This window comes from Streptomyces sp. NPDC007875, from assembly GCF_042868035.1.
In the GTDB taxonomy this organism is placed as follows: domain Bacteria; phylum Actinomycetota; class Actinomycetes; order Streptomycetales; family Streptomycetaceae; genus Streptomyces; species Streptomyces antimycoticus.
In genome coordinates this window covers 288,949-311,326 of record NZ_JBIADZ010000001.1, presented here as the reverse complement: position 1 = coordinate 311,326, position 22,378 = coordinate 288,949, and the positions used below count along the sequence as shown (strand labels likewise).

General features: G+C 70.5%; 17 protein-coding genes. 11 read left to right on the top strand and 6 right to left on the bottom strand.

The window, feature by feature from the left end; all coding sequences use genetic code 11:
* The first annotated feature begins 117 nt into the window (after nt 1–117).
* From glgP to ACFYOY_RS01310, 5 genes are all read left to right on the top strand, one after another.
* A complete protein-coding gene (gene glgP, locus ACFYOY_RS01330; RefSeq protein ID WP_388584069.1) occupies nt 118–2,805 on the top strand; it encodes an alpha-glucan family phosphorylase in 2,688 nt (895 codons plus the stop codon).
* Between the two features lie 269 nt (nt 2,806–3,074).
* On the top strand, nt 3,075–3,227 hold the full coding sequence (locus ACFYOY_RS01325; protein ID WP_351880434.1) for a hypothetical protein: 153 nt from the start codon (nt 3,075–3,077) through the stop codon (nt 3,225–3,227).
* 154 nt (nt 3,228–3,381) lie between these two features.
* Complete coding sequence (locus ACFYOY_RS01320; protein ID WP_388584572.1) at nt 3,382–3,579, top strand: hypothetical protein; 198 nt, start codon at nt 3,382–3,384, stop codon at nt 3,577–3,579.
* An 84-nt stretch (nt 3,580–3,663) separates the two neighbouring features.
* Nucleotides 3,664–4,548 (top strand): hypothetical protein, encoded by an 885-nt coding sequence (locus ACFYOY_RS01315; RefSeq protein WP_388584066.1) that lies wholly within the window; start codon nt 3,664–3,666, stop codon nt 4,546–4,548.
* A gap of 104 nt (nt 4,549–4,652) precedes the next feature.
* A complete protein-coding gene (locus ACFYOY_RS01310; RefSeq protein ID WP_388584063.1) occupies nt 4,653–6,206 on the top strand; it encodes a phosphate ABC transporter substrate-binding protein in 1,554 nt (517 codons plus the stop codon).
* A 97-nt stretch (nt 6,207–6,303) separates the two neighbouring features.
* On the opposite strand, the gene ACFYOY_RS01305 is transcribed toward ACFYOY_RS01310, so the two are convergent.
* The 3 genes from ACFYOY_RS01305 to ACFYOY_RS01295 all read right to left on the bottom strand — a co-directional run bounded on the left by ACFYOY_RS01305 (nt 6,304) and on the right by ACFYOY_RS01295 (nt 12,374).
* Complete coding sequence (locus ACFYOY_RS01305) at nt 6,304–7,995, bottom strand: M4 family metallopeptidase (protein ID WP_351880444.1); 1,692 nt, start codon at nt 7,993–7,995, stop codon at nt 6,304–6,306.
* A gap of 146 nt (nt 7,996–8,141) precedes the next feature.
* Complete coding sequence (locus ACFYOY_RS01300; RefSeq protein WP_388584059.1) at nt 8,142–9,791, bottom strand: M4 family metallopeptidase; 1,650 nt, start codon at nt 9,789–9,791, stop codon at nt 8,142–8,144.
* A gap of 354 nt (nt 9,792–10,145) precedes the next feature.
* A complete protein-coding gene (locus ACFYOY_RS01295) occupies nt 10,146–12,374 on the bottom strand; it encodes a M4 family metallopeptidase (protein WP_388584569.1) in 2,229 nt (742 codons plus the stop codon).
* Nucleotides 12,375–12,782: 408 nt separating this feature from the next.
* On the opposite strand from ACFYOY_RS01295, the gene ACFYOY_RS01290 reads away from it, so the two are divergent.
* On the top strand, nt 12,783–13,307 hold the full coding sequence (locus tag ACFYOY_RS01290; RefSeq protein WP_388584056.1) for a DinB family protein: 525 nt from the start codon (nt 12,783–12,785) through the stop codon (nt 13,305–13,307).
* A 17-nt stretch (nt 13,308–13,324) separates the two neighbouring features.
* On the opposite strand, the gene pepE is transcribed toward ACFYOY_RS01290, so the two are convergent.
* Together pepE and ACFYOY_RS01280 are read right to left on the bottom strand one after the other, a co-directional pair.
* Entirely contained in the window at nt 13,325–14,062 is a 738-nt protein-coding gene (gene pepE / locus ACFYOY_RS01285) for a dipeptidase PepE (RefSeq protein ID WP_351880450.1), read from the bottom strand.
* 130 nt (nt 14,063–14,192) lie between these two features.
* A complete protein-coding gene (locus ACFYOY_RS01280) occupies nt 14,193–14,996 on the bottom strand; it encodes an IclR family transcriptional regulator (RefSeq protein ID WP_351880453.1) in 804 nt (267 codons plus the stop codon).
* Between the two features lie 337 nt (nt 14,997–15,333).
* Here ACFYOY_RS01280 and ACFYOY_RS01275 point away from each other — a divergent pair, with 337 nt between their 5' ends.
* The 4 genes from ACFYOY_RS01275 (at nt 15,334) to ACFYOY_RS01260 (ending at nt 19,958) form a co-directional block, all read left to right on the top strand.
* Nucleotides 15,334–16,296, top strand: a complete 963-nt coding sequence (locus tag ACFYOY_RS01275; RefSeq protein WP_125760103.1) for a DUF1177 domain-containing protein — start codon at nt 15,334–15,336, stop codon at nt 16,294–16,296.
* A 61-nt stretch (nt 16,297–16,357) separates the two neighbouring features.
* The gene (locus ACFYOY_RS01270) at nt 16,358–18,055 is read left to right on the top strand and encodes an OPT family oligopeptide transporter (RefSeq protein ID WP_388584051.1); all 1,698 of its coding nucleotides are present in this window, start codon (nt 16,358–16,360) and stop codon (nt 18,053–18,055) included.
* Between the two features lie 66 nt (nt 18,056–18,121).
* Nucleotides 18,122–18,880, top strand: coding sequence for an AroM family protein (locus ACFYOY_RS01265; protein WP_351881013.1), 759 nt, complete (start codon nt 18,122–18,124; stop codon nt 18,878–18,880).
* A 379-nt stretch (nt 18,881–19,259) separates the two neighbouring features.
* Entirely contained in the window at nt 19,260–19,958 is a 699-nt protein-coding gene (locus tag ACFYOY_RS01260) for an aspartate/glutamate racemase family protein (RefSeq protein ID WP_388584565.1), read from the top strand.
* Nucleotides 19,959–20,277: 319 nt separating this feature from the next.
* On the opposite strand, the gene ACFYOY_RS01255 is transcribed toward ACFYOY_RS01260, so the two are convergent.
* Entirely contained in the window at nt 20,278–21,216 is a 939-nt protein-coding gene (locus ACFYOY_RS01255) for an alpha/beta hydrolase (protein WP_351880462.1), read from the bottom strand.
* A gap of 305 nt (nt 21,217–21,521) precedes the next feature.
* Between ACFYOY_RS01255 and ACFYOY_RS01250 the strand changes: the two genes are divergently transcribed.
* Nucleotides 21,522–22,112 carry a TetR/AcrR family transcriptional regulator gene (locus ACFYOY_RS01250; RefSeq protein ID WP_351880464.1) on the top strand — a complete coding sequence of 197 codons (591 nt, stop codon included), beginning with the start codon at nt 21,522–21,524 and terminating at the stop codon, nt 22,110–22,112.
* The last annotated feature ends 266 nt before the right edge of the window (nt 22,113–22,378 follow it).

The window sequence follows — 22,378 nt, the reverse complement described above, 5'->3', positions numbered from 1 at the left end:
GGAAGGTGTGCCCCCTAGTCGCCCCCTTGGCCGGAAAGGTTGCCGCCTTCGGGCCCACTTCTCGGGAGCGGGGCGAAACAGCCGAAACAGGGACTCGTCGGCCGCTACCGTCGAGGGGTGAAGGCCATTCGTCGATTCAGCGTGCGCCCCGTGCTTCCGGAGCCCCTTCGACCGCTCCACCGGCTGGCGCGCAATCTGCGCTGGTCCTGGCATCCCGAGACCCGCGAGCTCTTCGAGTCCGTGGACCCCGAGGGATGGCGGGAGTCGGGCGGAGACCCGGTGCGGCTGCTGGGCGCCGTACCCGTCTCCCGGCTCGCGGACCTCGCCGAGGACCGCTCCTTCCTGCGGCGTCTTACGGCGGCCGCGGACGATCTGCACGACTATCTGACCGGTCCGCGCTGGTACCAGGGGCGGGTCGCCGCGGAGGACGGCGCGGGGCCGGGGCCCGGCGCGTCCGCGGCGTCTGAGGCATCCGTACCTTCCGTGTCCTCAGGCGCGCCCGTACCTTCCGTACCCCCAGGCGCATCCACACCCTCCGGACTGCCCGCCGCGATCGCCTACTTCTCGCCGGAGTTCGGGATCACCGCGGCCCTGCCCCAGTACTCCGGCGGCCTGGGCATCCTCGCCGGTGACCACCTCAAGGCCGCCAGCGACCTCGGCGTGCCCCTGATGGGCGTCGGACTGCTCTACCGCCACGGCTACTTCCGGCAGTCGCTCTCCCGCGAGGGCTGGCAGCAGGAGCACTATCCGGTCCTGGACCCCAACGAGCTGCCGCTCACCCAGCTGAGCGAGGCGGACGGCCGGCCCGTCCGGATCCCGCTCACCCTGCCCGGCGGCCGCCCGCTCCACGCCCGCGTCTGGCACGCCCAGGTGGGCAGGGTGCCGCTGCTGCTGCTCGACTCCGACGTGGAGGAGAACGGCCACGGTGAGCGCGATGTCACCGACCGGCTCTACGGCGGCGGCAGCGAGCACCGGCTGCTGCAGGAGATGCTGCTGGGCATCGGCGGCGTCCGCGCCGTGCGCGCGTACTGCAGGCTCACCGGCCACCCCGGCCCCGAGGTGTTCCACACCAACGAGGGTCATGCCGGATTCCAGGGCCTGGAGCGCATCCGCGAACTGATGGCCGGCGGGGCCGACTTCGGCACCGCCCATGAGGCGGTGCGGGCCGGGACCGTCTTCACCACCCACACCCCCGTGCCCGCCGGTATCGACCGCTTCGACCGCGAGCTGGTCGCCCGCCATTTCGGCGACGACGCCGAGCTGCCGGGAATCGAGGCCGAGCGGGTCCTCGCGCTCGGCATGGAGACCTACCCCGGCGGTGAGCCCAACCTCTTCAACATGGCGGTGATGGGGCTGCGCCTGGCCCAGCGCGCCAATGGGGTGTCCACCCTGCACGGCCGCGTCAGCCGGGAGATGTTCGCCGGGCTCTGGCCCGGTTTCGACCCCGAGGAGGTGCCCATCACCTCCATCACCAACGGGGTGCACGCACCCACCTGGACGGCCCCCGAGGTCACCCGGCTCGGCGCCCGGCAGTTCGGCCACCTGCCCGACGCCGAGCTGTGGGAGCTGCGCCGCACCCTGCGCAAGCGGCTGGTCGCCGAGGTCCGGCAGCGGCTGTATGACTCCTGGCGGCAGCGCGGCGCGAGCACCGCCGAGCTCGGCTGGATCGACGGGGTGCTCGACCCCGACGTCCTCACCATCGGCTTCGCCCGCCGCGTCCCCTCCTACAAGCGGCTCACCCTGATGCTGCGCGACCCGGACCGGCTGATGAAGCTGCTGCTCCACCCCGAGCGGCCGGTCCAGATCGTCGTCGCGGGCAAGGCCCATCCGGCCGACGACGGCGGCAAGCGCCTGGTCCAGGAACTCGTCCGTTTCGCCGACGACCCCCGGGTGCGCCACCGCCTAGTCTTCCTGCCCGACTACGGCATGGGCATGGCCCAGCAGCTCTACCCCGGCTGCGACGTCTGGCTCAACAACCCGCTGCGCCCGCTGGAGGCATGCGGCACCAGCGGCATGAAGGCCGCCCTGAACGGCTGTCTCAACCTCTCCGTCCTCGACGGCTGGTGGGACGAGTGGTACGACCCGGACTTCGGCTGGGCCATCCCCACCGCCGACGGCGACGCCATCGACGAGACCCGCCGCGACGACCTGGAGGCCGCCGCCCTCTACGACTTGCTGGAACGGCGGATCGCCCCGCGCTTCTACGACCGCGGCCCGGACGGCCTCCCCGGTCGCTGGATCGACATGGTCCGCCGCACCCTCACCACTCTCGGCCCCAAGGTGCTCGCGGGCCGCATGGTGCGCGAATACGTCGAGCGGCTCTACGCCCCGGCCGCCCGCTCCCACCGCGCGCTGGACCCCGTGGCGGCCGCCGAACTGGCCACCTGGAAGTCCCGGATCCGCGACGCCTGGCCGGGCGTCGCCGTCGACCACGTCGAGGCCCAGCTCATCCCACCCGCCCCCGGCGGCGCCGCCGAACTCGGCTCGACACTCTCCCTACGGGTCCGGGTGCGCCTCGCCGGACTGGCCCCGGCGGACGTGGAGGTCCAGGCGGTGGCGGGCCGCGTGGACGACACCGACCGCATCACCGACGCCACCCACGTCCCCCTCAAACCCACCACGGGCCCCGACGCCGAAGGCCGCCGCCTCTACGAAGGCCCCCTCGCCCTCGACCGCACCGGCCCCTTTGGCTACACGGTGCGCATCCTCCCCACCCACCACCTCCTGGCCTCCGCCCCCGAGTTGGGCCTCACCGCGCTGCCCTGCGATGCCATGACCGAGGCGGCGGGAGTCCTGATGCGCTGAGCCTTCGGCGGCTACACTGACCTCGGACCGTCCGGCACGGGGGAAAGTGCCACCCCTTGCCCGACGTCTCGGGGTGCACGAAAAAAGCCGGCCGCCGCCGTTATGCGGTGGCCGGAATTGCCGACGGTCCCGGAGAGCGGTGCTCTCCGTCTGTTCGTATTGAGATCTTGGACGTCGGCAGGACCTCAGCTGACCACCGCAGGAGGTGGTCGGGCTGAGCTGCCTGCCGGGCCATCGGTTCGACCACCCGATCGAAGGGTTGAGAACTGGTGGACTGGGACACCGTCACCCTGCTCGTCCTCGCGGCCTTCGGCCTCGCCGGACTGATACTGACCCTGTCAGCAGAGCTCCTGTCCAAGATCCCGGCCGTCATCGAGGCATGGCGCCGGGTCCGGGCCACATGGCGCGGGGGCGACGACTAGGCGCCCGGAGATTCCCTGTCCTGCCGGTGCCACCACCTGAGCTCAGGTCCTCGTCCGAGTTGTCCGGTTGGGTGCTGTCCGTCGCCCAACGCGCCTTATAGGCTCTAGTTTTGGCTGTCCGCCCATTTCAGGAGGTGCCGTGCGAGAGCAGAAGATGTACTGCTATACGTGTGGAACTGACGAGCTGCACCGTCGTCTCACTGCCGAGGAGAAAGCCTGGCTGAAGAACCGGACCGGCCGAAAGACGGTCGAGGAGTTCTTCATGTGCAAGGCGCCGGACTGCCGCAATCTGCGCACCGGTTTCCAAAAGCGCCCCTTCGACCCGGTCATCCGCCTGCCTTTGCCCGACTGACCTTTCATGAGGCAGTCGGCGCCGCCGGTCGGCCGTTCCGGCCGTGGTTGACCTTGTCGTAGCGGCAGGGTTTCTACTGGCGCCATGCGTATCGGAGAGGGCGGCGAGGCCGTCATGGGCCTGCGGGCCGCGCGGATGGCGGTGGGGGCGGTGCTGCCCGCCGAGGCGGCCGTCGCGGTGTGTGTGGTGGCAGGCGTACGCATACCCGGAGCGGTTCTCATAGGGGCCGAGGCGCTGGTGGTGACCGTGCTCGCGCTGGAGGCCGTCGTTCTGTGGCGGCTGTATGCCGTCCGGCGACGGGCCGGGGCCGGGCGACGGGACGCCGTGCGAGGCGCGCTGCGCACTCTGGTCCCGGTGGTCGCGCGCAGGCTCATCGCGCACGAGATCCGGGCCCTGTACAGCCTCGGGCTGTGGGTGCTGCGCCGCCGCCACCAGGTCCCCGAGGGGGCGCTGGCCGCCGCGTACACCGGGCCCCAGACGGCCATGATGTACGGGCTGCTCTTCGTCTCCGTCGTCGAAACGGTCGGGTTGGCGCTGGTGATCCCCTGGCCGGTCGTGCACGCGGTCCTGCTCGTCGTCGATGTGTACGGGGTGGTGCTGATCCTCGCCCTGCACGCGTCGTGCGTGGTCCGGCCGCACGTCGTGGGGTCCGACGGCTCGCTGCGCGTACGGTACGGCGCGCTGTTCGACCTGCGGGTCCCGGCCGCCACCATCGCCACCGCCCGCGTCGACCGGCGCTACCCCGACGGGCGGCCGGTGCGGGTGAGCGCGGACGGAGTGCTCGACCTCGCGGTGGGCAGCCAGACCACGGTGACGGTGGAGCTGACGGAACCGGTGGAGTTCGTGCGACCGCTCGGCGGTCCGGGCTTCGCCCGTACGCTGCGGTTTCACGCGGACGACCCGCGGGAGGCGGTCGCCGCCCTCATGCGGGTTGGAACCTCCGCCCAGGGCCACGGCGGCGGTCGTTGAACGCGGGACGAACATTGTATGAGAGGTGGGCCACATCGGCCCCATAAGCGTTCTTGGAGCGTACATTCGCCCCCCTGAAGCCATGGCATGCACGGGGGGACATCGTGAAGTGGCTGGAACAGTTGACGGCGCCCGAGAATCTGCTGGCGCTTCTCGGCGTGATCGTCACGCTCGGGGGGCTCTCGTACGAGCGGCTGATTCCGGGGCGGAAGCGTATCGGCTATCGCGTGCAGATGGACACGTTGATAGACGACAGCACCCTGGACGGGCCGGTTCATCAGCGGCTGCGGATGCTGGAGAACACCCCGGATCTGGCCGGGGCCTCACTCGTCCTGCTGCGCATCGAGAACGACGGATTCCGCAGCCTTGACGCCGACGACTACATCACCGCACCGGCGACGAACCACCGCGGGCTCACCGCGACCTTTCCCAATCGGATCGTGCGGGACGTGGCGGTCACCGAGCCCAGCCATCCGGATCTGCTGCGCCACCTTCCGCAGCACGGGACCCCTGAGAACCCCGGGCTGGTCTGTGAGGGCAATGAGATCTCCCTGCCCCGGGTGCCGCTGAACAAGGGGGATCACTTCAAGCTGCTGGTGCTGCTGACGGGCGCGGGGACCGACAAGCCGCCGCATGTGGGCGGGCGGATCAAAGAGGGCAGGATCCGCAACAATGAGAAATTCCGGCGGCCCAGCAATCGGATGCTCGGGCTGATCGGCAGTCTGCTGGCCTTGCTGATTCTTCAGCCGTTCGGCACACAGCTGTTGCGGGACGATCCGCTGCCGCGCGGATGTGCCGAGGGGAATCTGACGATCGTCGGCTCGACCGCGTTCAAGCCGGTGACACAGGAGGTGGGCGCGGCGTATCAGGGTGACTGCCGTGGTGCCCAGGTCACCGTGGAGGCGCAGGGCAGTGGGCGCGGTACGAAGACGCTGATCGATGCCGGGGAGGCGGCGAAGGGCGGATTCCCGGCGTATCTGGCCTTCTCCGATGGCCCGGACGGAGACGGGAACCCCCAGCTCAAGGAGCATTTGGTGGCGCTGTCCGTCTTCAGCGTGGTGGTGAACAAGGACATCCGGGTATCGGATCTCTCCCTCGAGGATCTCCGCGGGCTCTACTCCGGTCGGATCACCAACTGGAATCAGCTGCCCGACGGCCCTGATCTGCCGGTGCGGCTGGTGAGCCGGGACGCGAAATCCGGAACGCGCGGCGTGTTCGAGAACCGGGTACTGGGCGGCAATGAGATCTCCCGGACGTCCGACAACTGCCGGACTCCGAAATTCGCCAGGGACCACGTCATCCGCTGTGAACTCGACAGCACGGGGGAGGTGTTGAAGAAGGTGGCGAGCTCACCCGGCGCGATCGGATACGCCGAGTTGCACTCAGCCGAGGAGAGCGCCCGCGAGGGGGCTCTCCATCTGGTGGCACTGGAGGGACGCAAGCCTTCCATCGACGCGGTGCGGGAGCGGACCTACTCCTTCTGGGAGCCGGAGTACGCCTACACCTACACCGCGCCGCCCCCGAACTCCCTGACCTCGAAATTCCTCGACTATCTGGCGGGCGACACCGGGCGGAACCTCGTCGAGAAGCACGGTCATCTGCCCTGCTCCGCGGCGGAGAACCAGCGGGCCTGTCAGCTGGCGGTCGGCAGGCGGTAGGGGGCGCCGGCCGGGTGCTACCGGTCGGGGCCACTCGAGGGGTGCCACCGGTCGGCCGGGCGGGCATGGAGCCGCCCGACCGGCCGACCGGCGGGGGTTACTTCACGTTGACGCCGCCCCAGGCGTTGTCGACCGCCTTGTACTCGGCGCTGCTCGCGCCGTACAGGGCCTTCGCGGCCTTGAGGGTCGCGGTGCGGGCCTTGGCGTAGTTGGTGGTCGAGGTCATGTACGAGGACAGGGCCTTGTACCAGATCTTCTCGGCCTTGGCCCGGCCGATGCCCTTGACGGTGCGGCCGTCCTTGGTCGGGCTGTTGTAGGTCACCCCGCCGATGACCTTACGGCCGCTGCCCTCGGCCAGCAGGTAGAAGAAGTGGTTGGCGATACCGGAGGTGAAGTGCGGGTCGTCGTTGCCCACACCGCTCTTCCAGTAGTCGTAGGACAGACCGTCCTTGCTGGGCTTGTCCATGTAGCGCAGCGGGGTGCCGTCGCCGTTGATGTCGATCTTCTCGCCGATGAGGTAGTCACCGGGGTCCTTGGCGTTCTTGGCGTAGAACTCCACGGCGGTGCCGAAGATGTCGGAGGTGGCCTCGTTGAGCCCGCCGGACTCACCGCTGTACTCCAGGTTGGCGGTGGCCGAGGTGAGCCCGTGGCTCATCTCGTGGCCCGCGACGTCGAGTGAGGTGAGGGGCTTCTTGTTGCCCGCGCCGTCGCCGTAGGTCATGCAGAAGCAGTCGTCGTCCCAGAAGGCGTTCTCGTACGCGTCGCCGTAGTGGACGCGGGAGTACGCGGCCTTGCCGTTGCCCTTGATGCCGTTACGGCCGAGGACCTTCTTGTAGTAGTCCCAGGTCATGGCGGCGCCGTAGTGGACGTCCACAGCGGCGGTCTGCGCGATGGTTGGCTTGCCGTTGCCCCAGACGTTGTCGGCGTCGTAGAACGCCGACCCCTTCTTGGTGTCTTCCCACGCGTGCTTGAGGTTGTACGTCATATGGCCGCCGCGCGCGGCGTCCTTCAGCAGCCACTGGCTGCCGCTCCGGACGCTGCCGACGGTGACCTTGCCGTTGTGCTGGCCGGTGCCGGTGCCGTTCTCGACGGCCTGGAACTCGTACAGCTTCTTGCCGCTGTCGGCGTCGGTGATGACGTGCAGCTTGCTGGGCGTACCGTCCTTCTGGACCCCGCTGACGACCGTCTCGTAGGCGAGCGTGGGCTTGCCGGTGGCGGCCCAGATCACCTTGCGCGGTGCGGCCTGTGCGCCGGTCTCCTTGTCGCCCGCGGCCTGCGCGGCGCTCAGTGCGGACCGCTGGGCGCCGGAGGGGGCGATGGCGGCGCTGGTGTCGGTGACCTTGATGTCGGCGTCGGTCGCCTTGTCGACACCCTGGGAGGCGCCGCTCGCGGACTCATGGGCGATCAGATCGCCGCCGAGGACGGGCAGTCCCGCGTAGGTGCGCTCGTAGCGGGTGTGGGTGGTGCCGTCGGCGTCCTTGACGACGTCCTTGACGACCAGCTTCTCCTTGGCCCCGAGCCCCAGCGACTTCGCGGTGGAGACCGCGGTCGCCCCCGCCTCGCGCAGCAGCTCGGCGCGGGCGGAGGGGGAGAGCGAGACGGTGGAGGCGTCGGCCCGGGAGGCGGAGGGGGCCGAAGGGGCCGAGGGGGCGGCCGCGTTCGCGGAGCCGGCGGTGGCGCCGGCGGCGAGCAGGGAGGCGGCCAGGGTCGCCGCTCCGGCGGCGAGGGCGGTACGTGAACGTCTGAGACGTGATATGCCGGATATCGCTGATGTCGAACGTGAATCCACGCGTATCTCCAGTTGTGATGGGGAGTTGGGCGAAGGTTCCGCCCAACGCGACAAAGATGCCGCTTTGCCGTGGATAAAAACATACCGGTGCCCGGGGCCTGAAGCCCCGGGCACCGGCAAGTGTCGTGCGTCCAACTGGGATGGGCTTACTTGACGTTGACCCCGGCCCAGGCGGCGTCCACGCCCTTGTACTCGGCGCTGTCGGCGCCGAAGAGGTCCGTGGCGGCCTTCAGCGTGGCCTCACGGGCGGCGTGGTAGTCGGTGTTGGAGGTCATGTACGTGGTCAGGGCCTTGTACCAGACCTTCTCGGCCTTGTCCCGCCCGATGCCCTCGACCTTGGAGCCGTCGGAGGTGGGGCTGTCGTACTTCACACCGTTGATCTCCTTCGCGCCGCTGCCCTCGGACAGCAGGTAGAAGAAGTGGTTGGCGACACCGGAGGAGTAGTGCACATCCGTGTCGCCCACGCCGTCGGACCACTCGTCCGCGGACTGCCCGTCCTTGCTGGGCTTGTCCATGTAGCGCAGCGGCGTGCCGTCGCCGTTGATGTCGATCGCCTCGCCGATGAGGTAGTCACCGACGTCGGTGCTGTTCTTGACGTTGAACTCCACCGAGGTGCCGAAGATGTCGGAGGTGGCCTCGTTGAGGCCGCCCGACTCGCCGCTGTACTCCAGGCCCGCGGTCTTGGAGGTGACGCCGTGGCTCATTTCGTGGCCCGCCACGTCGAGCGCGGTCAGCGGAGCCTTGTTGCCCTCGCCGTCGCCGTAGGTCATGCAGAAGCAGCTGTCGTCCCAGAAGGCGTTGACGTAGCTGTCGCCGTAGTGCACGCGGGAGTAGGCGCCCTTGCCGTCGCCCGCGATGCCGTCGCGGCCGTGCACGTTCTTGTAGTAGTCCCAGGTGGCGGCGGCGCCGTAGTGGGCGTCGACGGCGGCGGTCTGGGGGTCGTCCGGCTTGCCGGTGCCCCAGTTGTCGTCGTCGTCGGTGAACGCCTTGCCCTCGCCCTCCTCGCCGTTCTCCAGGTTGGTGGTCTTGTGGCCGCCGCGGTCGGCGTCGGTCAGGGTGTAACCGCTGCCTTCCTTGCTGGTGCCGAGCTCGACCGAGCCGCTGTACTCGCTCTCGCCCTTGCCGGTCTCGATGCCCTGGTACTCGTAGAGCTTCTTGCCGGTGGCGGCGTCGGTGATGACGTGCAGCTGGTTCGGGGTGCCGTCCTTCTGCACCCCGCCGACGACGGTCTCGTAGGCGAGCACGGGCTTGCCGGTGGCGGCCCAGATCACCTTGCGCGGAGCCTGGTCGGCCGCCGCCTGGGTGGTGTCGTCGGCCTTGGCCAGCTTGACGGCGGCCTTGGCCGCGGTGCTCGGGGCGATCCCGGCCGCGGTGGAGGCGACCTTGACGGTGGCCTTGGTGGCCTTGGTGACGCTCTTGACGTCACCGCCCTTGGCCTGGTGGACGATCAGGTCGCCGCCCAGGACGGGCAGACCGTCGTAGGTGCGGTCGTAGCGGGTGTGGATGGTGCCGTCGGCGTCCTTGATGACGTCCTTGACGACCAGCTTCTCCTTGGCGCCGAGGCCGAGCGACGAGGCGGTGTCCGCCTTGGTCGCGTTGGCCTCACGGAGCAGCTCGGCGCGGGCCGAGGCGGTGAGCGCCGTGGGCTGGCCTCCGGACTTGGCCGGGGCGGCACCCGCGGTGCCGGTGGTCATTCCCGAGGCGAGCAGGGCCGCCGCGGCGACCACGGTACCGGCCGCGATCACCGAACGCCGCTTGCCGGCACCGGATATGGGCATGCTGAAGGTCTTGCGCACGCGATCTCCTCGTTGCTGTGGGGGGTCAGCGCCGGGCTGCGGGGAAGTGCGGCCCGGTGCTGAACAAGAGGTACTGATGCGTAATGCGTTGGGCAGACTGTCACACAAGTCCGCGACATGTCACGGGTTTCACGACAGGTCGAAGGGAAAATGTTCGTTGAATGCTGATCAACCTTCGGATTCCGGACAGCTCGGCGTCAAGAGTCGGCGGCTACCGAGGCGAAGGGCCAGGACCCGGGCCAGGATCCGGTCAGGGCATGAAGCCGGGACCAGATCAGGGCGTGAAGAGGCGCCGCCAGGGGGAGTCGGGTCGACCCCTGGCGGCGCCTGTCCTGAGTGAGCCTCACGGCTCGGTCAGAAGGTCAGCTTCCAGCTGTTGATGTAGCCGGTGTCCTGCGCGTACATGTCCTGGACCCGCAGCTTCCAGGTGCCGACCGCGGTCTCCGAGGACGCGTTCACGGTGTACGTGGTCCGCACGTCGTCCGCCGAGTCGAAGAGGCTGGCGCTCTTGAGCGGGTAGGCCGTACCGTCCGGGGCGATCAGGTCGATCACCAGGTCGCCGCGGTAGCTGTGCACGATGTCCACGCCCACCTGGAGATTGGTCGGCGCGTTGCCGGCCCGGCTCACCGCGATCGGCGAGGTGATCGGCTCACCCGCGTCCGGGATGGCGATGTCCGCGGTGTTCTCGAAGACATTGCCGCCACTGGTGTTCACGGTCCAGGTGAAGGACGCCGTGCCGGTCTTGCCGGCCGAGTCGGTCACCGTGACCGTCACCTGGCTCGACCCGACGGTGGTCGGGGTCCCGGAGATCAGGCCGGTCGAGGAGTTGATCGACAGGCCCGCGGGCAGCCCATCGGCCGCGTAGCCGAGCGCGCCCGGGTTGGAGCTGGTCGCGGTGATCTGCAGGCTGGTGGCCTGGTTGACGATGCTGGTCTGGGCGCCGGGCGGGGTGACGGTGACGCCGTCGGCGATCCGGGTGCCGACGTTGACCCCGGCCCAGGCGTTGGCCACCGCGTTGTACTGCGCGCTGCCCTGGCCGAAGAGCTCGCCCGCCGCCCACAGCGTGGCGTCACGGGCGCCCGCGTAGTTGGTGTTGGAGGTCATCCGCTGGCTCAGCGCCTTGAACCAGATCTTCTCCGCGTTGCCCCGTCCGATGCCGGTGACCGGGAGGTTGTCGTAGGTCGGGCTGTCGTAGCTGACGCCGTTGATGACCTTGGCGCCGCTGCCCTCGGAGAGCAGGTAGAAGAAGTGGTTGGCGATGCCGGACGAGTAGTGGACGTCCACATTGCCGACACCGGAGTACCAGCTGTCCTTGGAGGCCCCGTCCTTGCTGGGCTTGTCCATGTAGCGCAGCGGGGTGCCGTTGCCATTGATGTCGATCTTCTCGCCGACGAGGTAGTCCCCGGGGTCGCTCGCGTTGTTCGCGTAGAACTCGACGGCGGCGGCGAAGATGTCGGAGGTGCCTTCGTTGAGCCCGCCGGACTCACCGCTGTAGGTGAGGTTGGCGGTGGCCGCGGTGACCCCGTGGCTCATCTCATGGGCGGCGACATCGATGGAGGTCAGCGGCTTGGCGTTGCCCGAGCCGTCGCCGTAGGTCATGCAGAAGCAGGCGTCCTGCCAGAAGGCGTTCACATAGCCGCTGCTGTAGTGGACCCGGGAGTACGCCCCGACGCCGTCGCCCCTGATGCCGGTGCGGCCGTGGACGTTCTTGTAGTAGTCCCAGGTCTCTGCGGCGCCGTAGTGCGCGTCCACACCGGCGGTCGCGGCGTCGGAGGTGTTGCCGCTGCCCCAGACGTCGTCGGCGTCGGTGAAGAGCGTGCCGGTGCCCGAGGTGCCGCGGTTGAGGTTGTACGTCTTGTGGTTGCCGCGGCCGGAGTCGGTGAGGTTGTACGAGCCCGCGCTGCCCGAGGTGCCGAGGGTCACCTGGCCGCTGTACTGGCTGTTCCCGGTGCCCTTCTTGACACCCTGGAACTCGAACAGCTTCGTGCCGGTGGCCGCGTCGGTGATGACATGCAGCTCGTTCGGGGCGCCGTCCTCCTGGAGGCCGCCGACGACCGTCTCATAGGCGAGGGCCGGGGTGCCCTTGGCGGCCCAGATCACCTTGCGGGGCGCCCGCTCGGCCTCGGTCTTCCGCGAACCCTGCGCGTTCGCCGCCTTCACGGCGGCCTTCTCGGCGGTGGCGGGCGCGACTGCGGCGGTGGTGGTCGGCACGCTGAGCCGGGCCTTGGTCGCCTTGGCGACCGTCAGCTGCGCACCGCTCTTCGCCCGGTCGACGATCAGATCGCCGCCGAGGACGGGCAGTCCGGCGTAGGTGCGCTCGTAGCGGGTGTGGGTGGTGCCGTCGGCGTCCTTGATGACGTCCTTGACGACCAGCTTCTCCTTGGCCCCGAGCCCGAGGCCCTTGGCGGCCTCGCCCTTGGCGGCGTCGGCCTTCCGGATCAGCTCGGCGCGCTGGGCGGGGGAGAGCTTGACGGGGAGGGCGCCGGGGTCGGGGGCGCCGGATATGGTGCGGGCGGCGGGGCGGTCGGCGGCGCCGTCCTGACGAGCGGCGGCGGTGCCGCTCTGGAAGCCGACGCCGATCATCGCCGCCGCGACGACCAGCGCGCCGGTCGCGACGGCTCGCTGGCCCGGGGCGCGACCGGATCTGCGGGTGCCGGGTCTGAGGTGCCGTTGGGGGAGGGATCTCACGCTGACTCCTTCTGCGCTGGCCGCGCGGTGGCACGGCCGGGACGACCGGGCGGCTGGGTCGCCGTCCGGGCAGGGCAGGGCAGAGCGGGTGCAGGTGTGGGGTTGGCCTTTGGCGCCACAGGCTGTGGAGATGCGGCGTCTCGGCCGAGGGAAGAGTGGCACCACTGGACTCGACCTGTCAGGATCGCGACAAGAACTTGTCCGGAAAGCGTCCGTTGACAGCTATGCCGTGTTCGTATGACGGTGATTTACGGTCAAATTCGGCAATGCCCGATGTCGGTGGCGTTCCGTAGCATCGCCCCCATGTCCGACCCCGTGAACCCGATCGACGAACCCCCGCATTCGCTGACCGAGCCTCACCACATGCTCGGCGCCTATCTCGACTACTTCCGCTCCGTGGTGCCCAACAAGCTCGATGGCCTCTCGGAGCACGAGCTGCGCACCAGCCGACTGCCGTCCGGCTGGACCCCGTTGGAGCTGCTCCACCATCTGACCCATGTCGAACGGCGCTGGCTGCGCTGGGGATTCCTGGGGGAGGCGGTGGACGAGCCGTGGGGCGACCGCGGCCCCGGCGACCGATGGCGGGTCCCCGAGGGCATGCCGTCCGCCGAGGTGCGGGCGCGGTACGAGGAGCAGTGCGCCTGGTCGCGGGCGACCGTCGCGGGCGTACCGCTGGAGCGGCGGGCGGCCACCGGCGGGCGGTTCGCCACCGAGGCCGAGGCCCCCACGCTCGGCTGGATCCTCTTCCACCTGCTCCAGGAGTACGCCCGCCACGCCGGACAGCTCGATGTCGTAAGGGAGTTGGCCGACGGCTCGGTCGGTGAGTGAGACGCCCGGCCCCGCGGTCAGGACGAGTGCACGGCGGAGTCGAAGCGCGGCTCCTCCCGCAGCAGCGCGCTCAGATCGGCGCCGGGGCGCAGCTCCGCCGGGTCCTCGCCCCTGCGGAAGAGGATCGCCCCGGCGTCGATGCCGCCCAGCGTCAGCCGGTCCGCGTCCCGGCGCAGCCAGGTGCCCTCGCGCAGCCCGACCACGGGGACGTCGTTCTCCTCCAGGAACTGCTCGAGCCGCAGGGCCCGGCTCTCGCCCATATGGGCGGTGTCCGGCTCGGCGTCGAGGTAGTGCGGGTTGATCTGGAACGGCAGCAGCCCCAGCGCCTCGAAGGTGGGCGGCTGGACGATGGGCATGTCGTTGGAGGTGCGCAGGGTCGGGCAGGCCATGTTGGTGCCCGCGCTGGAGCCCATGTAGACCGCGCCCGCGGCCACCCGTTCCCGTATCGCCCGGATCAGATCGCGTTCGTGCAACGCCTTGAGCAGCCGGAAGCTGTTGCCACCGCCGACGAACACCGCCTGCGCCCCGCGCACCAGCTCGGCCGGGTCGTCGGCGGTGTGCGCACCGGTGACCTCCACGCCCAGCGGCTCCAGGGCCGTGGCCACCTTGGCGGTGTATCCGTCGTGGTCGGCCAGCGCGTACGGGACGAAGACGAGCCGGCGCACGCCGTCCAGCGCCGAGGCGATCTCCTCGAGCGCGTGGTCCAGATAGCCGCGGCCGGGCGCGGCGGAGTTCGACAGCAGCAGCAACTGCATGAGGGGGCCTTTCTGGCGGAACGGTGGAACGGCGGAACAGAGGGCTGGAGTGGTGAGGGAGAGTGGGGGGATTTGGGGGGGATTGTCGGGAACGGCGGAGTGCCGCGCGGATTGGCGCCGCTCAGTGCCGCTAGCGGCGTGGGGCGCGCCGCGGCCGGGTCGGCGTCAGCAGCCTGCCCAGATCGGCGGCGCCCTGCAGCAGCGGCGCGATCAGCTGCTCCCGGCGGGGGCGCAGCACCTCGGGGGCGGCGGCCAGAGTCAGGGTGCCCACCGGACGTCTGCCCACCAGAACCGGCGCCGCCAGCGCCGCGCTGTCCGGATCGTACTCGCCCTCGGAGTAGGCGTAGCCGTCGCGCCGCACCTGGGAGAAGCGCTCCTCGAGCCGCACCGGATCGGTCGGCGTGTGCTCGCTGAAGCGCGCCATCGGGCGGCCGTACAGCAGCACGGCCCGGTCACCGGGCGGGAGCATACCGAAGTAGGCGCGGGAGGTGGCGCCGGCGTGCGCCGGGTACAGCTCGCCCGCCAGCACGTAGTAGCGCAGCGGGCCGGTGGCCCCGTCCACCGCCGCGACGCAGCGCATGTGCACCCCGTCCGGGACCGCGAACAGCGTGTTCACCCCGACCGCCTCGGCCAGGGCCTCCAGGATCGGCCGGGCCAGGCTGGCCATGCCGCCGCCCCGCTCCCACACCCAGGACAGATGCCATACCGCCGGGCCCAGCCGATAGCGGCGTGAGCGCTTGTCGGAGATCAGGAAGCCCCGGTAGGCCAGCGCGGCCAGCAGCCGCTGGGCCACCGACTTGTCCAGCCCGAACTCCTCGGCGATCTCGGTGACGCCCCACTCCGGGCGCTCGCGGTCGAAGGCGAGCAGCACGTTCAGCACGCGGTCCGCGGTCTGGAGGGGCGGGGCGCCGGTTACGGGCTTCTGTTCAGGCATGACGAAAGAGTAAACATTCTCGGATATCGAGAAAACATTGCGCACAGCGCGACGCCGGGCGGACCCTGGCGGAGCCGACGGCCGGGCGGATCCCCGGCCAGGCCGGTGCCCGGTGGCAGTGCCCGCCCCGCGCGCCGCTTTCCCCCACTCGTCCGGTCGGGCCATCGGCGTCCTCGACCGCATGACCGATCGCCTCACCGAGGCAGTGCCGATCGACTCACCGAAGGCGTCGCCGACGGCCTTACCGATCACATCGCCGACGGTGTCCCTGACCGCATCTTCGACCGCATCACCAACCGCATCACCAACCGCATCACCCCGCCGTGAGAGGCCAGCCGTGCTCAAACACGTCCTTGACATCATCGAACTCCTCGACCGTCCGCAGACCAGCGGCGCCCTCCTCGCCGACCATCTGCGCGCGGTCCAGGCCGCGGCCGGAGCGGACCCGCAGACGGCGCCCCAGGTCGAGGTGCGCACCGTCGAGGGCGACAAGGGCAGCACGGACTTCGTCTCCGTCACCGTCCCCGGCCGCCGCGGCAAGCTGGGCGGCGGCGACGCCCCCACTCTGGGCATCCTCGGCCGGCTCGGCGGAGTCGGGGCCCGCCCGGAGCGGATCGGGCTGGTCTCGGACGCCGACGGGGCGGTGGCGGCGCTGTCCGCCGCGGCCAAGCTGCTGGACATGCACGCCCGCGGCGACGTCCTGGACGGCGATGTCACGCTCTCCACCCATGTCTCCGGCTGGGCTCCCACCCAGCCGCACGACCCCGTGCCCTTCATGGACTCCCCGGTGGACACCCTGGTGTGCAACCGCGAGGAGATCTCGCCCGCGATGGACGCGGTCGTCTCCATCGACACCACCAAGGGCAACCGGTTGCTCAACCACCGCGGCGTCGCCCTGTCGCCGACGGTCTGCCAGGGCTGGATCCTGCGGGTCAGCGAGGATCTGGTGGCCGTCCTGGAGAGCGTGACCGGCGAGTCGGCGCGCATCCTGCCGATCACCACGCAGGACATCACCCCGTACGGCAATGGAGTGCACCACCTCAACTCCATCCTCCAGCCCGCCGTCGCCACCACCGCCCCCGTCGTCGGCCTCGCGATCACGGCGGGCTCGGCGGTGGCCGGATGCGCCACCGGCGCCAGCCACGAGACCGACATCGCGGTCGCGGCCCGGTTCGCGGTCGAGACCGCGAAGGAGTTCGGACGCGGCGTCGCCCGCTTCCTGGACCCCGAGGAGTTCGCGCGCCTGGTCGAGCTGTACGGACCCATGACCCACCTCCAGGCCCTCACCCCGGCGGGGTGACCGACCCGTCCCCAGCGGACGGGTGACCGACCCGTCCCCACCGGACCCCGCAGGAGTCCCCATGAACCCGAACCCCCAGGCCGGCGCCGACATCGCGGCCGCGGACGCCCCACCGCGGTCGCATCCCAGAGCCTTCGAGCCGGTCACCCTCGTCCTCACCATCGTGCTGTCGGTCCTCGGCGCCCTGATCGGCATCGTGCTGATCACCTCGCTCGGGGTGTCGCCCAACACGGCCGTGATCGGTGCCCTGGTGGCGATGCTCATCGGCCGTATCCCGGTCGGTGTGCTGACCCGGATGCGCTCCAAGCACCGGCAGAACCTGGTGCAGTCGGCGATCTCCGGCTCCACCTTCGCCGCGGCCAACTCCCTGCTCACCCCGATCGCGGTGCCGTTCGCCCTGGGGCGTAACGACCTGGTGTGGCCCATGCTCGGCGGGGCCGTCATCGGCCTGGCCGTCGACAGCTGGGTGCTGTACCGGGTGTTCGACTCCAAGCTGCTGCCCGCCACCGGCTCGTGGCCGGCCGGGATCGCGGCGGCCGAGACGATCAAGGCCGGGGACACCGGCGGGCGCAAGGCCGCGATCCTGGGCGCGGGCGCGGTGATCGGCTTCGTCGGCGCGCTGTTCAAGCTGCCGACCAGTGCCGCGGGTGTGGGGTTCCTGGGCAATATCTGGGCGCTCGCCATGTTCGGGGTCGGGCTGACCGTGGGGCAGTACGCCCCCGAGTTCGGGTTCGACCTGGGCGCGCGCCATGTGCCGCACGGGCTGATGATCGGCGCGGGGCTCGTTGCCCTGGCGCAGGCGCTGCTGCTGATGCGGACGCGGAAGGGCGGGGCGAAGGGGGCCGCCGAGAGTCCGGCCGCCGACGGCTCGGCCGTCGACGGTCCGGACGCCGACGGCGGCCTTACGGTCCAGGCCCCCCAGCTGCGCAGGGGACTGCTGGAGGGCATGGGCCTCTTCGTCTGCGGCGCGATCGTGGTCGCGATCGCGGGCGGTGTGGTGGGCGGGCTCTCCCTGCCCGCCCTGGTCGGCTGGGTGCTGCTGGCCGGTGTCGCCGCCATCGTCCACCAGCTGATCGTGGGGCTGGCGGCGATGCACTCCGGCTGGTTCCCGGCCTTCGCCGTCACCCTGATCTTCTTGATCATCGGTCTGGTGCTGCACATCCCGACCGTGCCGCTCGCCCTGTTGGTCGGCTACACGGCCTCCACCGGCCCCGCCTTCGCCGACCTCGGCTACGACTTCAAGGCGGGCTGGCTGCTGCGCCGGGACGCCGCGCCCTGGCGGCCCTTCGAGATCGAGGGGCGGCGCCAGCAGTACCTCGCCCAGCTCGTCGGCTTCGGTGTCGCGCTGGTCGTCGTCGCCGTCGCCTGGAAGACCTTCTTCTCCGAGGGCAAGGTGCCGCCGGTCGCCGAGGTCTACGTCACCACCATCAAGACCGGCCTCGAACCGGGCACCATGACCACCATGCTGCTGTGGGCGATACCCGGCGCGCTCGTCCAGCTCCTCGGCGGACCCTCCCGGCAGATGGGCGTCCTGCTGGCCACCGGACTTCTGGTGGCCACGCCCCAGGCCGGATGGATGGTCCTCGGTGCTCTGGTCGTCCGCCAGCTCTACACCCTGTGGCGGCGGCGCGGGATCAGCGACGCGGAGGCGCGCAAGGAGTCCGACGAGCAGGCCGAGAACGACCTGTCGCTGGTCGGCGCCGGACTCGTGGCCGGAAGCTCCCTCAACGACGTAGGCCAGCTCACCAAGGCCCTGTGAGGAGGGCCCTGAGGAAAGCCGTGTGGGGAAGGCCCCGCAAGAAAGGACGTGCACGCTGTGGACGACATGGACACCACGGAGACCAGGGAGACCGTGGGCCCCGAACACCCGGCGGGCGCCCCGGCCCTCGGCCTCGTCACCATCGGCCAGGCCCCGCGCGCCGACCTCCGCCCGGACGCCGAACCGCTGCTGCCCGGGGTGCGCCTGGTCGAGCACGGCGCGCTCGACGCCGAACGGTTCGACGGTGACGCCGAGGCGGCGACCCGCCGACTGCTGGCCCCCGAGGAGGGCGAGGCACCGCTGGTCTCCCGGCTGCGCGACGGTCGTTCGGTACTGCTCGGGCACGGGGCGATCGTCCCGCGCATCACGGACGCGGTCGCCCGCGCGGAGCGGGACGGCGCCGCCGCGACCCTGCTGCTGTGCACCGGCCGCTTCCCCGCGGTGCGGGCCCGGCGGCCCCTGCTGTTCGCCGAACCGCTGGTGCAGCAGGCCGTCGCCGCGACCGTGGGCACCGACCCCGTGGGCATCGTCTGCCCGCACCCCGACCAGGCCGAGGATGTCTCCCGCCGCTGGGCGGAACTGCTGCCGGGCCGGGTCCAGGCCGCGACCGCCGATCCGTACGGCCCCGCCGAGCGCGTCCTGGACGACATCGCCGCCGCCGCGCGCACCCTCGCGGACCGCGGCAGCTCCTGGCTCGTCCTGGACTGCATCGGCTACACGGAACAGATGCGCACCGCCGCCGTGCGGGCCGCGGGCCGCCCCGTGCTGCTGGCCCGCGCCATCGCCGTCCGCATGGCGGCAGAGGTGGTGGCGGCCTCAGCGTGAAGCCCGCCCACCACCGCCGCACACCCGGCCAAACGCCGCCGCCCCCCCCGTAACGCCTCGGGGCACCGGCGGCCCGTAAGGCTTCGGCGCACCCTGCCGCCCCCGTAACGCCGCGGCGTACACCCGCTCCGTATGGCTTCCGCGTACCCGCCCGCCCCGTAAGCCCCCACGTCCCTGCCCGCACCTGCCGCCCCGTAACGCCTCGGGGCACCGGTTGCCCGGTAAGGCTTCCGCGTACTCAGCCGCCCCGTATCGCCGCGGCGCGCCCACCCGCCCCCTAAAGCCTCCGCGTACCCGCCCACCCCGTAACGCTTCCGCACACCCACCCGCACCCTCCGCCCGCCGCGCAGCGCCCCACCCACCGGAGGCCACCGTGTCCATGCCCTCGCCCGTACCCGTGCCCGTACCCGTGCCCGCGTCCGCATCCGCCGCCTCCGCCCGGCCCGTCGGGGTGATCCGCGTCCTCACCAGCGAGGACCCTGCCGCCGTCGCCACCCACGGCACGGCCATCGAGGAGCGCTACGGCCTGCCGACCGTCTCGCGGTGCATCCCCGGCCAGCCCCATGGCATCCATGACGACGACTCCGAGGCCCGTGCCGAGCCCAAGATCGTGGATCTCGCCCGGGAGTTGGCCGATGCCGGGGCGCGGACGCTGATCATCAGCTGTGCCGCCGATCCGGCGCTCCAGAAGACCCGCCAGGCCGTCGGCATCCCCGTCATCGGCGCGGGCTCGGCGGCCGCCGCCGTCGCGCTGGGCCTCGGCCGCCGGGTCGGGGTGCTGGGCATCCGGGACGAGGCACCGCCCGCCGTGCGCGCGGTGCTCGGCGACCACTTCACCGCCTCCGCCCGCCCCCATGGCGTCCACCGCACCACCGACCTGCTCGCCCCGGAGGGGCCCGCGGCGGTGCTGGAGGCCGCGGCCGGGCTCGTCGCGTCGGGCGCGGACACCCTGCTCCTCGCCTGCACCGGCCTCAACACCATCGGAATCCGCCCGCTGCTGGAGGAGCGGCTGGGCGTCCCGGTCGTGGACCCGGTGCTCGCCGCCGGACTGCTCGCCTCGTACGCGTACGGCGGCTGAACCTGAACAGCCGTAAGGCTTCCGCCCGGCGGCTGAGCGCCCGTAAGTAAGGATCCCTCGCCGGGCCGGACTTCGCCGGGCCCCGACCCGTGTAGGTTCCGCGATTTCATTGGCACTGGTTCCTGCAGAAACGCCGGAATCCGAGCGTGATGAGCACTGCCGGCGTTGGCTGATCATGAGCAGAACTCCTGTGGGGTCTCCTCAGCGGTCACTGCGAGTGCGTGCTGCCGGCAAAGCATCCGCAGAGGACCTGGCCAGAGGTGCGCTCGTGACTTCGCGCGGACTGGGGCGGTGCGCGGTCGGACAGGTTCGACCGGTGTCAGTCGCCGTCGAGGATGAAATCGGCTACGGCGGCAGCGACGGCTTCGGGCTGCTCATCGGGGATGAAGTGTCCAGCGTCGGGCACGACGACTCCGGTGATGTCGTCGGCCCATGGGCTGATGGAGGCCGCCATGTCCGGGATGGAGCCGTGACTGCTGGAGATTCCGAGGATGGGCACAGTCAGGTGCTGCCGCTTGAGCGCCTCGTGGTTCTTGCGCGCCGACTCGGCGGCGTCCCGGTAGTAGGCGAGGGAAGCGCGGAGGCCACCGTCGACGGCGACGGCCGCTGCGTAGTGGTCGAGCTCGGCGTCCTCGAATGTGTCGGGAGAGAGGGCCTTCACTTTCAGGAACCAGCCGACGTAGTCCCGTTCGCGGCCGGCAAGCAGCGTCTCGGGCAGGTCGGGCACAAGGTGGAACGCGAAATGCCAGGTTTTCCACGCCCGATCCGGGTCGGTGGGAATCGCTTCGGGGAGGGTGATGCCGGGAATTCCGGCGTCGAGCAAAGCGACCCCGCGCAGTTGGCTCTCGAATCGGAGTGCGAGAGAGAAAGCGACCCAGGCGCCGATGTCGTGGGCGACCAGCCAGTAAGTCGACACTCCGAGAGCCTTCACGGCGGCGTGGACGGTCGCGGCGACCGTGTGCGTGTCGTAGCCGCGCTCCGGACGCTCGGAGTGGCCCTGACCCGGCAGGTCGATCGCGATGACGTGGAACCGGCCGGCGAGGCTGGGCATGACCTTTCGCCATGCCCACCAGGTTTGCGGGAATCCGGCGAGCAGGACAATGGCCGGGCCGGTCGGCCGGCCGCCTTCGACGGCATGAAGGCGGACGCCGTCGGCGTCAACCCAGCAGTGAGTGAATCCCGCCAGGTCGTGCAAGGGCAGATCGGGGACAGGGTTACTTTCGCGGACGTGCCGAGCGCTGGTCGCAGGGTCAGTCACGGGGATCCTCCGTCGGTGTTGGGTGTCCTGGTTCGGGGCTTCGCCCCAGGGCTGGGCCCACGAGCGCAGTGCAGCCGCCGGGAGCGGCCGGCGTGCTGCACGACGTCCGGGGCCCGACGGCCTGATCGGTGAGGCCCAGTAGCAGGACAGGGACGACGAGCCCGGGCTGGACGAACAATGTCGCGCTGTAGGGGACGCCCCGGCCATGACCATGCTTGGACGCTAGCACATCTTGAATCGATCGGTTCAAGATAGAGTGGTGCGGCGCGACACGGAACATCGACACACCGGCAAGGAAGTGCCACGTGGCAGGCAAGAAGCAATTCGACATGGACACGGCACTTGACGCCGCGATGATCCAGTTCTGGCGCGCGGGCTACGCCGACACCTCAGTGGACGATCTGTCCCGGGCAACCGGCCTGAACCGCAGCTCCATCTACTCCTCGCTCGGCGACAAGGACACGCTCTTCCTGCGCTGCTTGGATCGCTATGCCGCGCGCTACGGCGACAAGTACGACGCCGCCCTGTCGTGTGCAGCATCGGAGCCTCATACAGCCGTTCGTGCGTTCTTCGACGTCACCCTCGCGCGCATCGCCGATCCCGAACTGCCGGACGGATGCCTGGTCGCCCAATCGGCCATGGCAATTCCGATGCTGAGCCAGAGCGTCGCGGCTCGCGCGAAGGAGGCACTGGGCTGCCAGCGCTTGCGTCTACGCGCCGCACTGAAGGCAGGCCGATTGACCGACCAGGACGCCGACACCTTCGCTGAACACGTGGCCGCCGTGAACCAGTCTCTCGCCGTCATGAGCAGAGCTGGGGCGAGCCAGGCGCAGCTCCTGGCCATCGTGGGGGTAACCGTCGACGCGCTCTCACAGGCGTCGCGCACGCGCAAGTAGCGCTGCGGACCGGCTCCGTCGTGGACTCGACGAACCTCTGTCCTGGCCGCGATCCGGCGTGCGTACGTCAACGCTTCCAGGCCGGCCGGCCCGTTCAATGATGCGTCCGCACTGTGGACGGAGCGAAAACCGCCACGGTGCAGACCACGTGAAGTCCGCCACCCGCATCTCACAGAAGGTGACTTCACGCACCGAGGCATCGTCTTACCGGATGTCATGGCCAACTCGTGCCTCCTGCTGGAAGAGGCTGGACTCTTGATCGCCAT